Origin of the sequence: Streptomyces sp. A012304 (genome assembly GCF_026008495.1) — a bacterium.
Classification (GTDB): domain Bacteria; phylum Actinomycetota; class Actinomycetes; order Streptomycetales; family Streptomycetaceae; genus Streptomyces.
This window is the reverse complement of sequence record NZ_BQUN01000099.1, coordinates 16,567-30,020: the sequence shown is the minus strand read 5'-3', so window position 1 is coordinate 30,020 and position 13,454 is coordinate 16,567. Positions and strand designations below refer to the sequence as shown.

The following is a 13,454-nucleotide window of genomic DNA, read 5'->3' as shown; positions in this document are numbered from 1 at the left end:
CCCGAACGAGCCCTCGAGCCCCCGAGACAAGGAACCCGCGACATGGACAAGCCAGTCGTACTGATCGCCGAGGAACTCTCGCCCGCCACCGTCGACGCCCTCGGCCCGGACTTCGAGATCCGGTACTGCACGGGTGCCGACCGGGACTCGCTGCTCGCGGCCCTGCCCGGCGCCGACGCGGTGCTGGTGCGCAGCGCCACCCGCGTGGACGCGGAGGCGATCGCGGCGGGCACCCGGCTGAAGGTGATCGGCCGGGCCGGAGTGGGCCTGGACAACGTGGACGTGCCCGCGGCGTCACGGGCGGGTGTGATGGTGGTCAACGCCCCCACCTCCAACGTCGTCAGCGCCGCGGAACTCACCGTCGGCCTGCTGCTCGCCGTGGCCCGCAACATCCCGCAGGCCGACGCCGCGCTGAAGGACGGGCAGTGGAAGCGCAGCCGGTTCACCGGCGTGGAGCTGGCCGACAAGACGCTCGGCATCCTCGGCCTCGGCCGCATCGGCTCCCTGGTGGCCCACCGGATGGCCGCGTTCGGGATGCGGCTGCTCGCCTACGACCCCTACGTACCGGCCGGGCACGCCGAGCGGACCGGGGCACGGATGGTCGGCCTCGACGAACTCCTGGAGTCCTCGGACTTCCTGACGGTCCATCTGCCCCGCACACCGGAGACCGCCGGCCTGCTCGGCTTCGAGGCGCTGCACCGGGTCAAGCCGGGCATCCGCGTCGTCAACGCCGCCCGCGGCGGGATCATCGACGAGGCGGAGCTGTACGCGGCGCTGAAGGAGGGGCGGGTCGCGGCCGCGGGCATCGACGTGTTCGCCACCGAACCCTGCACCGACTCCCCGCTGTTCGAGCTGGACAACGTGGTCGTCACCCCTCACCTGGGGGCCGGTACCGTCGAGGCGCAGGAACGCGCCGGGGTCGCGGTCGCCCGCAGCGTGCGCGAGGCGCTGTCCGGCCGTTTCGTGCCGGAGGCGGTCAACGTGCGGCTGGGTGAGGTCGACGGCGAGCTCGGCCCGTGGCTGGCGCTGACGGAGCGGCTGGGCCGACTGCTCACCGCCACCGCCGGGGAGCTGCCCGGGCGGCTGCGCGTCACCGTCGGCGGCGAGATCGCCCGCCACGACCCGACGGCCCTGGAACTCTCCGCGGTCAAGGGCCTCCTGGCGCCGGTGGTCGAGGGCGGCGTCACCTACGTCAACGCCCCGCTGCTCGCCCAGGAGCGCGCGGTCGCCACCGAACTGGTCACCGGACCCGGCAGCCCCGAGCACCGCGGCCTGGTACGGGTCGAGGGCACGCTGTCCGGCGGCGAGCGGGTCTCGGTCTCCGGCACCCTGACCGGCCACCGCAGCGGCGAACGCCTGGTGGAGCTGCTCGGCCACGAGGTGGACCTGCCGCTCGACGACCACCTTGCCTTCCTCCTCGCGCCCGACGCGCCCGGGGTGATCGGCGGGGTGGGCGAGACGCTCGCCCGGGCCGGGGTGGACGTGCAGTGCCTGCGGCTGGCCCGCGCCGGCGCCGCCGACGGCACGGTCCTGGTCGCGCTGGTCACCACCGCGCCCCTGGACCCGGCGGTGCTGGACGACGCGGCCGCCCGTATCGGCGCCGTCCGCGCCTGGCGTCCGGAGCTCGGCGGATGACGGCGTACGACTGGCTGCTGGAGGAGCTGGAAGGCGCCCAGGCCAGGTTCCGGCTGATCGACCACCCTCCGGAGGGGCACACCGAACGGGCCAGCCGACTGCGCCGGCACGCGCTCGCCCAGGCCGCCAAGTGCCTGGTGGTCCGCGTCGCCACCGGCCGCCGCTCCCGGCGGTACGTGCTGGCGGTGGTGCCGGGCGACCGCCGCGTGGACCTGGACGGCCTGCGCGGCATGTACGGCGGCTCCGAGGCGGCGTTCGCGGCCCGCGACGTGGCCGAGCGGCTGGCGGGCAGCGTCAGCGGCTCGGTGATGCCGTTCGCCCGCCACCCCGACCTGGACCTGGTGGTCGACCCGGAGCTGCTCGTGCACGACGAGATCTTCTTCAACGCGGCCCGGCTGGACCGCTCGGTCGCCCTCGCCACCGACGACTACGTGGCTCTCGCCCGCCCCCGGGTGGAACCCATCGCCCAACACGCCGCCGCCGGGCCCGCAGCCCGGCCGGAGCCCGCCCGAAGGACGACAGCATGAGCCTTGGCCCCCACCCCACCGCACCGCGCGCCCGCGTCGACGGCGACCGGTGGTTCCGGCGCTACGCGGTCACCGCGACCCCCGCCCGCCGCCTGCTCGTCCTGCCGCACGCGGGCGGCTCGGCGAGCTTCTTCCACTCCTGGGGCACCGCCTTCGACAGCGACACCGAGGTCGTCGTGGCCCGCTACCCGGGCCGGCACGACCGGCTCACCGACCCCTGCGTCGACAGCATGGAGGAACTCACCGAGCAGGTCACCGAGGCGCTGCTGCCGCTGCTGGACGTGCCGCTGACCCTGTTCGGGCACAGCATGGGCGCCTCCCTGGCCTACGAGGTGGCGCTGCGGCTGGCCGCGGAGCACGGGACGCGTCCGGCGGCCCTGCACGTGTCGAGCCGCAAGCCGCCGCACCGGCTCACCCCGAAGCGCCTGCACGAGCAGGGCGACGACGCCCTGATCGCGGAGGTCCGCCGGCTCGGCGGCACCGACGAGGCGCTGCTGGCCGACCCCGACCTGCGGGAGATCGTCCTGCCCGCGATCCGCGCCGACTTCACCGTCGTCGGCACCTACGGCCCGCGCACCGCCGAGCCGGTCGGCTGCCCCGTCCACGCCTACGTCGGCGACCGGGACCCCTCGATCACCGTCCACGACATGTCGGACTGGGCCGACGTCGCCCCGGAGGGGTTCCGCCTGGACGTCCTCGACGGCGGTCACTTCTACCTCCAGGACCGCCGCGAGTCCCTCACCCGGATGATCGCCGCCCGGATGACCGGACGGACCGCCTGACCGGCGGTCACGACCGCGGCGGGAGGCGGGCGGCGCGCGGCGGCCGCCCTGCTCAGTCGGGTGTGCCGACCGCCCCCCGCGGGGACGTCCGCGCCGCCGGGTCCGTCCCGGCGGCGGACGGCTCCCGCCCCTCCTCGCGCAGGCCCGGCATGAGCCCGCGCAGGGCGTCCCGCTGGTCCGGGCCCATGACCTGGGCGAGGGCGTCGGTGACCGTCGCGGACAGCTCGTCGGAGGCCTCCCGCAGCAGGCGGCGGGCCTTGTCGGTGAGGGCGACCTCGACGCCCCGCTTGTCCCCGCACACCGACTTGCGGGTGACCAGGCCGGCGTGCTGTAGGCACGCGATCTGGTAGGTGAGCCGGGTCTTGGGACGCCCCAGCAGCTCCGCGACGCGCGTCATGCGCAGACCTTCCCCGGGCTGCTCCGCCAGCAGGCACAGCACCAGGAACTCGTCGTGCGAGATGTCGAGCCGCCGCTTGACCACCGACCGCAGCCGCTGCTCCACGGCGCCCGTCGCGGCGAGCACGATCATCCAGGCCCGCAGCTCGGACGGCAGCAGCCCGGACGCCTGGGCGGACGGGCATTCGGGCAGGTCGTGGGCGTGCTCCTCGGGGTCGGCCATGGGTCGAGTCTACCGGTTGTCCAAATTTGCATCAGGGGCTTGTTCAGTTTTGGATTACCCGCTAGCGTGAGCGAGGTCATCCAAATTTGAATCACTGGTGCGGGACAGAGCAGGAGACACGACCATGACCGTCGCCGTGGAAACCGGACTGTGGCAGCTCGACGCGAGCGCCTCGACCGTCGCGCTGAAGCACCGCACGATGTGGGGCCTCGTCACCGTCAAGGGCGCCTTCGCCGGCGTCGCCGGCGAAGGCGAGGTGGGGCCCGACGGGACCGCCACCGGCACCCTGACCCTCGACGTGGCCTCCCTGGACACCAAGAACGCCAAGCGCGACACCCATCTGCGCGGCGCCGACTTCTTCGACGCCGACAACCACCCCGAGATCACCTTCGCGGCCCGTTCCGTCGAACTCCGCGACGGCGGGACCGTCCAGGTCTCCGGCCAGCTGACCGTGCGCGGCATCAGTCGGCCGCACTCCTTCACCGCGCGGCTGAACGGGGCGAGCGCCGAAGTCCTCACCCTCGACGCCGAGTTCACCGTCGACCGGGCGGAGTTCGGCATGGGCTGGAACCAGCTGGGCATGATGCGCGGCCTGACCACGGTCACCGCCTCGCTCCGTTTCCGGCGCACCCGGGGCTGACCTGGGACGAAGCCCCCGTGTGACGCCTGAGTCGGTCGCGGTCCGTGTCGCTGTTGGGCCGAACGGGTGACTTGGCGTAAGAATTGGCTGGTGCAGGCATTGAGTGCGAGTCAGTTCGGGGGGTGCCGGTGAACCGTTACGACGTCACCGATGAACAGTGGGAGGGGCTCGCCCAGGTCGTGCCGTTGCGGGGCCGGGACGCCTGGCCTTCGGCGGTGAACCACCGTTCCCTGCCGGACGCCGAGACCGAGACCCGCCGCCGCTTCGTGGTCCTGCGGGTCAACGTGTTCGCGGACGCCCGCGAGGTCGCCGAGACGCTGATGTCGGGCATCCCCGTCCTCCTCGACCTGACCGGCGCGGAGAGCGAGGTCGCCAAGCGCGTCCTGGACTTCTCCACGGGCGTCGTCTTCGGCCTCGCCAGCGGTATGCACCGCGTCGACCGCAACGTCTTCCTGCTGACCCCGCCCGGCACCGAGGTGAGCGGAATCATGGAGGGCGCGGGGGTACCGGGCGTCTGAGGCCGAGGGCCCCCGGGGCCTGTCCACCCCCCGCCGTCGCCCGTTCGTAGGAACATCGTCCGGGGGGACGGTTCGGCCGGGGCGCGCGGTCCTACGGTCCGCCTATGACCGCGCCTTTCGCCGCCCCCGTGTCCCCGCCCCCGTCCGCCGCCCGGCCGCGCACCGGGCGGCCCCGTCTGACGGAGCTGCGGCTCTCCGCCTTCGCGGGGCACCGGGGAGCGCGGTTCCCGCTCGGGGCGGTCACCCTGCTCGCGGGGGCCAGCGGCAGCGGCAAGACGAGCGCCCTGCGGGCGTACCAGGCGCTGGCCCGGCTGGCGGCCGGCGCCGGCGTCGGCGAGGTGTTCCCGGACCCGGTCGCCTGCGTGCCCGAGCGGGCCCGGCCGGACGCCCAGCGCCGACGCGGCTTCCGGATCGGCTGCACGGCCGACGGCCCCCAGGGCCCGGTCCGGCTCGACGTCGCCGTCCAGGCCGAACCCGGCCTGCGCATCGTGGGGGAGCGGCTGAGCGCGGGCGGTCTCGTGCTGCTGGAGACGGCCCTGCGCGACCCGGCGCGGCGCACCGTGCAGGCCGCCTGGCACACCGCCGGCTCCGCCCCGGTCACCCGCGCCCCGCTCCCCGACGACCGCCTCGGCACCGCGCTGCTGCCGCTGCGCGTAGCCGGCGGGACCGACGGGCAGCGCAGGGTGCTCGCCGCCGCCGAACAGCTGCTGGTGGCCCTGTGCTCGGTCTTCGCCTGCGACCCCCGGCCCGAACGGATGCGCGCCCCGGTCCCCATCGGTTCCGGCCGGCTGCTCGGCGGCTGCGACAACCTCGCCGACGTGCTCCTGCGCACCCGGGCGCAGTGCGGACGGCGGCACGCGCAGCTGGTCGCCGCCGTCCGGGCCGGCTGCGCCGGACCGGTCACCGACGTGCTCGCCGAACCCCTCGGCGACGGCACCGTCCGCGCCCTGCTCGACCGGGGCACCGCCCCGCGCACCGACCTGGCCCGCCTCGGTGACGGCGAGCTGCGCTATCTCGCCCTCACCCTGGTGCTGCTGACCGGCCCCGGCGTCCTGGACGTCGACCCGCCGGGCGAGGTGCCCGGCGCGCTGCGCGCCCTGACCGTGCTCGCCGACGGCTTCGACCGGGCCCTGGACCTACGGCAGCGCGAGGAACTGCTGCGGCTCGCGGTCCGGATGGGGGAGCGCGGGCACATCCGCTGCGTCGGGGCGGTGAGCGACGGCTCCTGGGCCGCCGGGACGGACGGAGTCACGGTGGTACACCTGGAGCCGTGACAGAACACCTCGACGTGGCGCGGCTCCAGCGCCGACTTGCCGAGTTCGCGGCCGCGCGGAACTGGCAGCCCTTCCACACCCCCAAGAACCTCGCCTCGGCGCTCAGCGTGGAGGCCTCCGAACTGGTGGAGATCTTCCAGTGGCTGACCCCGGAGGAGTCGGCCCGCGTGATGGACGACCCGGACACCGCCCACCGGGTCACCGACGAGGTCGCCGACGTCCTCGCCTATCTGCTGCAACTGTGCGAGGTGCTCGGCATCGACCCGCTGGCCGCGCTGGACGCGAAGATCGACCGCAACGAGCGCAGGTTCCCGGCGCCGTAGAGGTTCCCGGCGCCGCAGTCCGGAGGGCAATCTTCCAGTATCACTCTCCGGAGTCGTCCCGCCGCCCGAAACCGATTTGTTGTCCACAGATTTCCGCCTTCCTCTGGCTTTTCGCCCCACAGTCCCTCACTCTGGGTAGTGGGCAAGGGAGTTCGAGTGACGGACGTGCGAGGAGCACGTCGCAGACGGACGGGGGCGGCGCATGGACGCGGTGCGGCTCATTCTGACGAGCAGGCGCGCTCTCGCACACAGCGGTGACGGGCCTCGGACACTGACGGAGGTGTGGCAGGCGCAGGCCCTGGCGCAGGCGATCGGCAGCCGCCTCGCCGTCTCCGGCCCGCCCGAACTGCGCGGCGAGGCACTGGGACTGACGGAGCTGGCGGGCAGAGGCTGCGGGGTGCTCGACGCCCCGGACCTCGACCCGGGCGACCTGCGCGCCGCCCAGCTCACCGAACTGGACGACGCCCGCGAGGCCCTGCTCTGCCTGAGCGGTCTGCTCGGCGAGGTCGGCATCGCCCTCGTCGGCATCGCCAGCGCGGCGGACGGCGAGGGCACGTACTGGCAGTGCATGGAGGCCATCGACGCGGCGGACGAGTCCCGGGACCGGGTGCTGGAGATGCTGCGGAAGCTGGCGGCGCGAGAGGGCGCCTTACCGGAGCGGTGAGACCGGACCGGCGGAGGTCTGGGGGCGACGGCCCCCAGAGCGAGGGACCTCAGCCGACCTCGCCCTCGTCGCGCGACGCACACGCCGGCGCCGCGCCCGACTGGAGGGCCTCCAGCGCGGAGAGGTCCGCGTTCAGCGCCGCCATCAGCTCCTCCATCTGCTGGAGCAGCCCCTTCGGCTGCCCCACCGGGCTCATGGTTTCCTCGGACATGTCGGCCTCCTCGGCCCCCGGCCCCGCGAGAGGCCTGATGCGGGTGACGCCCCGGCGCTGACCGGCCGGGCGCGGGCGCCGGGCGGTCCGGCTCCGCCCAGCCAACGATCATCGCCCAGGCGGGTCACTGGCCCCCGTGGCGGCCTCCGTAGGGCGTTGACTTTTTTCACCCGACCGGGGACCGGCGAGGTCAGGGGGACCGGCGGCGTTGACGGGCCACCGGCGCAAGGGGGGGGCGGACGAGGCGGCGGGGACCGGTGCGGCCGCTGGAAGGCCCGGGATGCAGGATGGAGGGCATGGATCTCCGCATCTTCACCGAGCCCCAGCAGGGCGCCACCTACGACACCCTCCTCACCGTGGCGAAGGCCACCGAAGACCTGGGGTTCGACGCCTTCTTCCGCTCCGACCACTATCTGAAGATGGGCGACGTCGACGGTCTCCCCGGCCCCACCGACGCCTGGATCACCCTCGCCGGTCTCGCCCGCGAGACCAGCCGCATTCGCCTCGGCACCCTCATGACCGCCGCCACCTTCCGGCTGCCCGGCGTCCTCGCCGTCCAGGTCGCACAGGTGGACCAGATGTCCGGCGGCCGCGTCGAACTCGGCCTCGGCGCCGGCTGGTTCGAGGAGGAGCACACGGCGTACGGCATACCCTTCCCGAAGGAGAAGTTCGGCCGCCTGGAGGAGCAGCTGGAGATCGTCACCGGCCTGTGGGGCACCGAGGCCGGCAAGACCTTCGACTTCCGGGGCGAGCACTACCAGCTGAAGGACTCGCCCGCGCTGCCCAAGCCGGCGCAGAAGAAGATCCCCGTGCTGATCGGCGGCCACGGCGCCACCCGCACCCCGCGGCTCGCCGCCCGCCACGCCGACGAGTTCAACATGCCGTTCGCCTCCATCGAGGACACCGAGCGCCAGTTCGGCCGGGTGCGGGCCGCCGCCGAGCGGGCCGGCCGCGCGGCCGACGCGCTCACGTACTCCAACGCCCTCGTGGTCTGCGTCGGCAGGGACGACCAGGAGGTCGCCCGCCGTGCCGCCGCGATCGGCCGCGAGGTCGACGAGCTCAAGCGCAACGGCCTGGCCGGCACCCCGGCCGAGGTCGTCGACAAGATCGGCCGGTACGCCGAGGTCGGCTCCCGCAGGATCTACCTCCAGATCCTCGACCTGCACGACCTGGACCACCTGGAACTGATCTCCGCTCAGGTGCAGTCCCAGCTGTCGTAGCACGGACGAGGTCCGTGGCCGGGAGGACGGCCACCGCCACCTGTGACAGCCCTGTGACCGGAGCTGTGGCTTCCGTCACGGTTGCCGGGGCCGCGGGCTGATGGGGTGACCGGATGCGCAGAGCCACCCCCCTCCTCCCGGCCCTCGCGGCCTGCCTGCTGCTCGCGGCCTGTGGGTCCGAACGTTCCGGTACGCCCGACAGCGGCCCCGGCACGGCCGGTCCGCCGCCCCGCACCCAGGTCACCGATCCGGGCGTCGACGGCGTCCGGATCACCTCCATGACCGTCCCCACCGCCTCACCGAGCCCCAGCCGGGGACTGGGCGTCCATGCGGATTCGCTTCCCCGCGGACCCGTCGACCCGGTTGTCTCCGCCGAGTACGAAGTCACCAACACCGGCACCGAGGCGCTGACCTACACGATCGTGTTCACCTTCAGCTCCAGTGCCGGCGAGGCCATGAGCCACCAGCGCGAGACCGTGGGCGCGGTCGGCGCGGGGAAGACGGTGCGCGGCACCGTCGCCCTTGCGGAACTGCCGCCGGGAGCCTCCCCGGTGACGCGGGTGAAGATCACGGAAGTGACCAAGGTCCCCTCCGACGAGGCACCGGCCGGGACGGGGGACTGCCCGCCCTCCGGGATCCGCGTCACCGCCGACGAGGGCGACGCGGCCATGGGCCTGCGCGTCGTGGGACTGCACCTGGAGAACTGCGGCAAGCGCGACTACAGCGTCGAGGGCTACCCGCAGCTGGAGCTGCTCGACGACGAGCACCAGCCCGTCGACGGCGTCCGGATCCTCCAGGGCAGCGGCGCCGTCTCCAGCGCGGCCGGGCCCGACGAACCGCCCCGGCCCGTCACCCTGAAGCCCGGCGAGAAGGCCACCTCCACCCTGGTGTGGCGCAACACCACCCAGTCCGGCACGCCCGTCGACGTCCCCTACGTCCGGGTCCGGGCCAAGGCCGGCGCCGACCCGTTCATGGTGACACCCCACCTCGACCTGGGGACCACCGGGCAGCTCGGGGTCCGCCCGTGGCAGCGGGCGGTGGAGTAGCCGGGGCCGGCCGCACGGAAAATCCCGCGTCCGTCCGGCGTGTCGTCGGTACGTTGGACAGAACATACGAGCGACGGCCGTCGCTCCCTTCCCATTCGAGGCAAACCCACGTGTTCCTGACGATCAGTACCACCGGCGACCCCGAACGCCCCGCGACCGACCTGGGCTTCCTGCTGCACAAGCATCCCGACAAGGCGCAGGCGTTCTCCACCTCCTACGGCACGGCGCACGTCCTCTATCCCGAGGCCGACGCCGGGCGCTGTACGGCGGCGCTGCTGCTGGAGGTGGACGCCGTGGCGCTGGTCCGGCGCGGCAAGGGCAAGGGCCGCGGCGGCGCGCCCGACGCGGCCCTCGCGCAGTACGTCAACGACCGCCCCTACGCGGCCTCCTCCCTGCTCGCGGTCGCGCTGAGCGCCGTCTTCTCCAGCGCGATGCGGGGCGTGTGCGCGGCCAGGCCCGAACTGCCCGCGCGGCCTCGGCCGCTGCGCGTGGAAGTGCCCGCGCTGCCCGCCCGAGGCGGCCCCGACCTCGTACGGCGTCTGTTCGAGCCGCTCGGCTGGACGGTGACCGCCGAACCGGTCGCGCTGGACACCGCGTTCCCCGAGTGGGGCGACTCGCGGTACGTGCGGCTGGTCCTGGAGTCCGAGGCGCTGACCCTCGCCGAGGCGCTGCGGCACCTGTACGTGCTGCTGCCGGTCCTCGACGACGCCAAGCACTACTGGGTCGCCTCCGACGAGGTCGACAAGCTGCTGCGGGCCGGCGAGGGCTGGCTGCCCGAGCACCCCGAGCAGAAGCTGATCACCAGCCGCTACCTCTCGCGCCGCTGGTCGCTGACCCGGCAGGCGATGGAGCGGCTGGAGCTGGTGCGGCTCGCCGAGACCGACGACAGCGAGGTCGAGGAGATCGACAACGCCGTCGAGGCGGAGAAGGAGACCGAGGAGAAGCCGACGCCGCTCGCCGTGCAGCGCCGGGACGCGATCGTCGCCGCGCTCCGGGAGTCCGCCGCCGCCCGCGTCCTCGACCTCGGCTGCGGCGAGGGCCATCTGGTGCAGGCGCTGCTCAAGGAGCCGCGGTTCACCGAGATCGTCGGCGTCGACGTGTCGATGCGGGCGCTCACCATCGCCTCCCGGCGGCTGAGGCTGGACCGCATGGGGGAGCGCCAGGCCGCGCGCGTGACGCTCTTCCAGGGCTCGCTGGCGTACACCGACAACCGGATCAAGGGGTACGACGCGGCCGTGCTCAGCGAGGTGATCGAGCACCTCGACCTGCCCCGGCTGCCCGCCCTGGAGTACGCGGTGTTCGGCGCGGCCCGCCCCCGGACCGTCGTGGTGACCACGCCGAACGTCGAGTACAACGTCCGCTGGGAGAGCCTCCCGGCCGGGCACGTCCGGCACCGCGACCACCGCTTCGAGTGGACGCGGGAGGAGTTCCGCGCCTGGGCGGGCGCGGTCGCCGAACGGCACGGCTACGAGGTCGGGTTCCGACCCGTCGGACCCGACGACCCCGAGGTGGGACCGCCCACCCAGATGGCCGTCTTCTCCCTGACCGCCCAGAAGGAGGCGAAGGCCGCATGACCACCGAGACCCCCCTGAGGGCACGCGCCCTGCCGGTCACCGACCTCTCCCTCGTCGTGCTGATCGGCGCCTCCGGCTCGGGCAAGTCCACCTTCGCCCGACGGCACTTCAAGCCCACCGAGGTGATCTCCTCCGACTTCTGCCGCGGCCTGGTCTCCGACGACGAGAACGACCAGAGCGCGACGAAGGACGCCTTCGACGTCCTGCACTACATCGCGGGCAAGCGCCTGGCCGCCGGCCGCCGCACGGTCGTCGACGCGACCAGCGTGCAGCAGGACGCCCGGCGCCAGCTGATCGACCTGGCCAGGCAGCACGACGTGCTGCCCATCGCGATCGTGCTCGACGTGCCCGAGGAGGTGTGCGCCGCGCGCAACGCGGCCCGCGCCGACCGGGCCGACATGCCGCGCCGGGTCATCCAGCGCCACACCCGCGAACTGCGCCGGTCCCTGCGGCACCTGGAGCGCGAGGGCTTCCGCAAGGTGCACGTGCTGCGCGGGGCGGAGGAGATCGAGCACGCCACCGTCGTCACCGAGAAGCGCTTCAACGACCTGACCCACCTCACCGGCCCCTTCGACATCATCGGCGACATCCACGGCTGCTCCGCCGAACTGGAGGCCCTGCTCGGCAAGCTGGGCTACACCGACGGTGTGCACCCCGAGGGCCGTACCGCCGTCTTCGTCGGTGACCTGGTCGACCGCGGCCCGGACAGCCCGGGCGTGCTGCGCCGGGTGATGTCGATGGTGAAGTCCGGCAACGCGCTGTGCGTGCCCGGCAACCACGAGAACAAGTACGGGCGCCACCTGCGCGGCCGCAAGGTCCAGCACACCCACGGTCTCGCCGAGACCATCGAGCAGATGGAGGGCGAGAGCGAGGAGTTCCGCGCCGAGGTGCGGGAGTTCATCGACGGACTCGTCAGCCACTACGTGCTCGACGGCGGCAGGCTGGTCGTCTGCCACGCCGGCCTGCCGGAGAAGTACCACGGCCGCACCTCGGGCCGCGTCCGCTCGCACGCCCTGTACGGCGACACCACGGGCGAGACCGACGAGTTCGGCCTGCCGGTGCGCTACCCGTGGGCGGAGGACTACCGCGGCCGGGCGGCCGTGGTCTACGGCCACACGCCCGTCCCGGAGGCCACCTGGCTGAACAACACCATCTGCCTGGACACCGGCGCCGTCTTCGGCGGCAAGCTGACCGCGCTGCGCTGGCCGGAGCGGCAGCTGGTCGACGTACCGGCCGAGCGGGTCTGGTACGAGCCGGCCAAGCCGCTGCGGTCGGAGGCGCCGGGCGGCCACGACGGGCGTCCGCTGGACCTGGCGGACGTGCACGGCCGCCGGGTGGTGGAGACCCGGCACCAGGGCCGGGTCGGCATCCGCGAGGAGAACGCGGCGGCGGCCCTGGAGGTCATGAGCCGCTTCGCCGTGGACCCGCGGCTGCTGCCGTACCTCCCGCCGACGATGGCCCCCACGGCCACGTCCCACGTCGAGGGCTACCTGGAGCACCCGGCCGAGGCCTTCGCCGAGTACGCCCGGGACGGGGTGGAGCGGGTCGTGTGCGAGGAGAAGCACATGGGTTCGCGGGCGGTGGCGCTGGTCTGCCGGGACGCGGCGGCGGCGCGCGGACGGTTCGGCGTCGACGGCCCCACCGGGTCCCTGTACACCCGTACCGGCCGCCCCTTCTTCGACGACGAGTCGGTGACGGAGGAGATCCTCGGACGGGTCCGGGCGGCGGTCGACGAGGCCGGTCTGTGGGCCGAACTCGACACGGACTGGCTGCTGTTGGACGCCGAGCTGATGCCGTGGTCGCTGAAGGCGTCCGGCTTGCTGCGCTCGCAGTACGCGGCCGTCGGCGCCGCGTCCGGCGCGGTGTTCCCGGGTGCGCTGACCGCCCTGGAGGGCGCGGCGGCGAGGGGCGTCGACGTCTCGGACCTGCTGTCCCGCCAGCGCGAACGGGCCTCGGACGCGGCCGCGTTCACCGAGGCCTACCGCCGCTACTGCTGGGCCACGGAAGGCCTGGAGGGGGTCCGTCTGGCGCCGTTCCAGATCCTCGCCGTGCAGGGCCGCAGCCTGGCGGCCCTGCCCCACGACGAGCAGCTGTCCCTGCTGGACCGCCTGGTGGAACACGACAGCACCGGTCTGCTCCAGACGACCCGGCGCCTGTACGTCGACACGGCCGACCCGGAGTCGGTGCGGGCCGGCGTGGACTGGTGGCTGGAGATGACCGGCCGCGGCGGTGAGGGCATGGTCGTCAAGCCGCTGGGCGCCCTGGTGCGCGGCGGCGAACACGGCCGTCTCCTCCAGCCCGGCATCAAGTGCCGGGGCCGCGAGTACCTGCGCATCATCTACGGCCCCGAGTACACCCGCCCCGACAACCTCGCCCGTCTGCGCCACCGCTTCCTCAACCACAAGCGCTCCCTCGCCCTGC

Annotated in this window: 14 protein-coding genes; 12 read left to right on the top strand and 2 right to left on the bottom strand. The window is 73.7% G+C overall.

Annotated elements, in window-relative coordinates; genetic code table 11:
• The first annotated feature begins 42 nt into the window (after positions 1-42).
• The 3 genes from serA to ALMP_RS25040 are packed head-to-tail and all read left to right on the top strand — an operon-like array spanning position 43 to position 2,944.
• Positions 43-1,635: a phosphoglycerate dehydrogenase gene (gene serA / locus ALMP_RS25050; protein WP_264932025.1), complete on the top strand. Its 1,593-nt coding sequence runs from the start codon at positions 43-45 to the stop codon at positions 1,633-1,635.
• Positions 1,632-2,162, top strand: a complete 531-nt coding sequence (locus ALMP_RS25045; protein WP_264932024.1) for a YbaK/EbsC family protein — start codon at positions 1,632-1,634, stop codon at positions 2,160-2,162. Before serA ends, ALMP_RS25045 begins: the two co-directional genes overlap by 4 nt.
• Positions 2,159-2,944 carry a thioesterase II family protein gene (locus tag ALMP_RS25040; RefSeq protein WP_264932022.1) on the top strand — a complete coding sequence of 262 codons (786 nt, stop codon included), beginning with the start codon at positions 2,159-2,161 and terminating at the stop codon, positions 2,942-2,944. Before ALMP_RS25045 ends, ALMP_RS25040 begins: the two co-directional genes overlap by 4 nt.
• A gap of 52 nt (positions 2,945-2,996) precedes the next feature.
• Here the strand turns inward: ALMP_RS25040 and ALMP_RS25035 are convergent, their stop codons facing one another.
• A complete protein-coding gene (locus ALMP_RS25035; protein WP_264932021.1) occupies positions 2,997-3,563 on the bottom strand; it encodes a MarR family winged helix-turn-helix transcriptional regulator in 567 nt (188 codons plus the stop codon).
• Positions 3,564-3,687: 124 nt separating this feature from the next.
• On the opposite strand from ALMP_RS25035, the gene ALMP_RS25030 reads away from it, so the two are divergent.
• The 5 genes from ALMP_RS25030 (at position 3,688) to ALMP_RS25010 (ending at position 6,982) form a co-directional block, all read left to right on the top strand.
• Positions 3,688-4,203, top strand: coding sequence for a YceI family protein (locus tag ALMP_RS25030; protein ID WP_264932019.1), 516 nt, complete (start codon positions 3,688-3,690; stop codon positions 4,201-4,203).
• 122 nt (positions 4,204-4,325) lie between these two features.
• On the top strand, positions 4,326-4,721 hold the full coding sequence (locus ALMP_RS25025; RefSeq protein WP_264932018.1) for a cell division protein SepF: 396 nt from the start codon (positions 4,326-4,328) through the stop codon (positions 4,719-4,721).
• Between the two features lie 104 nt (positions 4,722-4,825).
• Positions 4,826-5,995 (top strand): ATP-binding protein, encoded by a 1,170-nt coding sequence (locus tag ALMP_RS25020; protein WP_264932017.1) that lies wholly within the window; start codon positions 4,826-4,828, stop codon positions 5,993-5,995.
• A complete protein-coding gene (locus ALMP_RS25015; RefSeq protein WP_264932015.1) occupies positions 5,992-6,318 on the top strand; it encodes a nucleotide pyrophosphohydrolase in 327 nt (108 codons plus the stop codon). The genes ALMP_RS25020 and ALMP_RS25015 overlap by 4 nt, the downstream gene beginning before the upstream one ends.
• A 202-nt stretch (positions 6,319-6,520) precedes the next feature.
• Complete coding sequence (locus ALMP_RS25010) at positions 6,521-6,982, top strand: DUF6099 family protein (RefSeq protein ID WP_264932014.1); 462 nt, start codon at positions 6,521-6,523, stop codon at positions 6,980-6,982.
• Between the two features lie 49 nt (positions 6,983-7,031).
• On the opposite strand, the gene ALMP_RS25005 is transcribed toward ALMP_RS25010, so the two are convergent.
• Positions 7,032-7,193 carry a hypothetical protein gene (locus ALMP_RS25005; protein WP_264932013.1) on the bottom strand — a complete coding sequence of 54 codons (162 nt, stop codon included), beginning with the start codon at positions 7,191-7,193 and terminating at the stop codon, positions 7,032-7,034.
• Positions 7,194-7,489: 296 nt separating this feature from the next.
• Between ALMP_RS25005 and ALMP_RS25000 the strand changes: the two genes are divergently transcribed.
• The 4 genes from ALMP_RS25000 to ALMP_RS24985 all read left to right on the top strand — a co-directional run.
• The gene (locus ALMP_RS25000) at positions 7,490-8,413 is read left to right on the top strand and encodes an LLM class F420-dependent oxidoreductase (protein WP_264932012.1); all 924 of its coding nucleotides are present in this window, start codon (positions 7,490-7,492) and stop codon (positions 8,411-8,413) included.
• Between the two features lie 113 nt (positions 8,414-8,526).
• Complete coding sequence (locus ALMP_RS24995) at positions 8,527-9,459, top strand: DUF4232 domain-containing protein (protein WP_264932010.1); 933 nt, start codon at positions 8,527-8,529, stop codon at positions 9,457-9,459.
• Between the two features lie 110 nt (positions 9,460-9,569).
• Positions 9,570-11,033, top strand: coding sequence for a 3' terminal RNA ribose 2'-O-methyltransferase Hen1 (locus ALMP_RS24990; RefSeq protein WP_264932008.1), 1,464 nt, complete (start codon positions 9,570-9,572; stop codon positions 11,031-11,033).
• A partial coding sequence (locus ALMP_RS24985) for a polynucleotide kinase-phosphatase (RefSeq protein WP_264932007.1) occupies positions 11,030-13,454 on the top strand: 2,425 nt, incomplete at its 3' end. The genes ALMP_RS24990 and ALMP_RS24985, both read left to right, overlap by 4 nt.

Excerpts from the sequence above, each read along its gene's own strand:
- ALMP_RS25045 (WP_264932024.1), top strand. The coding sequence starts at position 1,632 with ATGACGGCGTACGACTGGCTGCTGGAGGAGCTGGAAGGCGCCCAGGCC.
- ALMP_RS25010 (WP_264932014.1), top strand. The coding sequence starts at position 6,521 with ATGGACGCGGTGCGGCTCATTCTGACGAGCAGGCGCGCTCTCGCACAC.
- ALMP_RS25040 (WP_264932022.1), top strand. The coding sequence starts at position 2,159 with ATGAGCCTTGGCCCCCACCCCACCGCACCGCGCGCCCGCGTCGACGGC.
- ALMP_RS24995 (WP_264932010.1), top strand. The coding sequence starts at position 8,527 with ATGCGCAGAGCCACCCCCCTCCTCCCGGCCCTCGCGGCCTGCCTGCTG.
- serA (WP_264932025.1), top strand. The coding sequence starts at position 43 with ATGGACAAGCCAGTCGTACTGATCGCCGAGGAACTCTCGCCCGCCACC.
- ALMP_RS25030 (WP_264932019.1), top strand. The coding sequence starts at position 3,688 with ATGACCGTCGCCGTGGAAACCGGACTGTGGCAGCTCGACGCGAGCGCC.
- ALMP_RS25005 (WP_264932013.1), bottom strand. The coding sequence starts at position 7,193 with ATGTCCGAGGAAACCATGAGCCCGGTGGGGCAGCCGAAGGGGCTGCTC.
- ALMP_RS25000 (WP_264932012.1), top strand. The coding sequence starts at position 7,490 with ATGGATCTCCGCATCTTCACCGAGCCCCAGCAGGGCGCCACCTACGAC.
- ALMP_RS25020 (WP_264932017.1), top strand. The coding sequence starts at position 4,826 with ATGACCGCGCCTTTCGCCGCCCCCGTGTCCCCGCCCCCGTCCGCCGCC.
- ALMP_RS25035 (WP_264932021.1), bottom strand. The coding sequence starts at position 3,563 with ATGGCCGACCCCGAGGAGCACGCCCACGACCTGCCCGAATGCCCGTCC.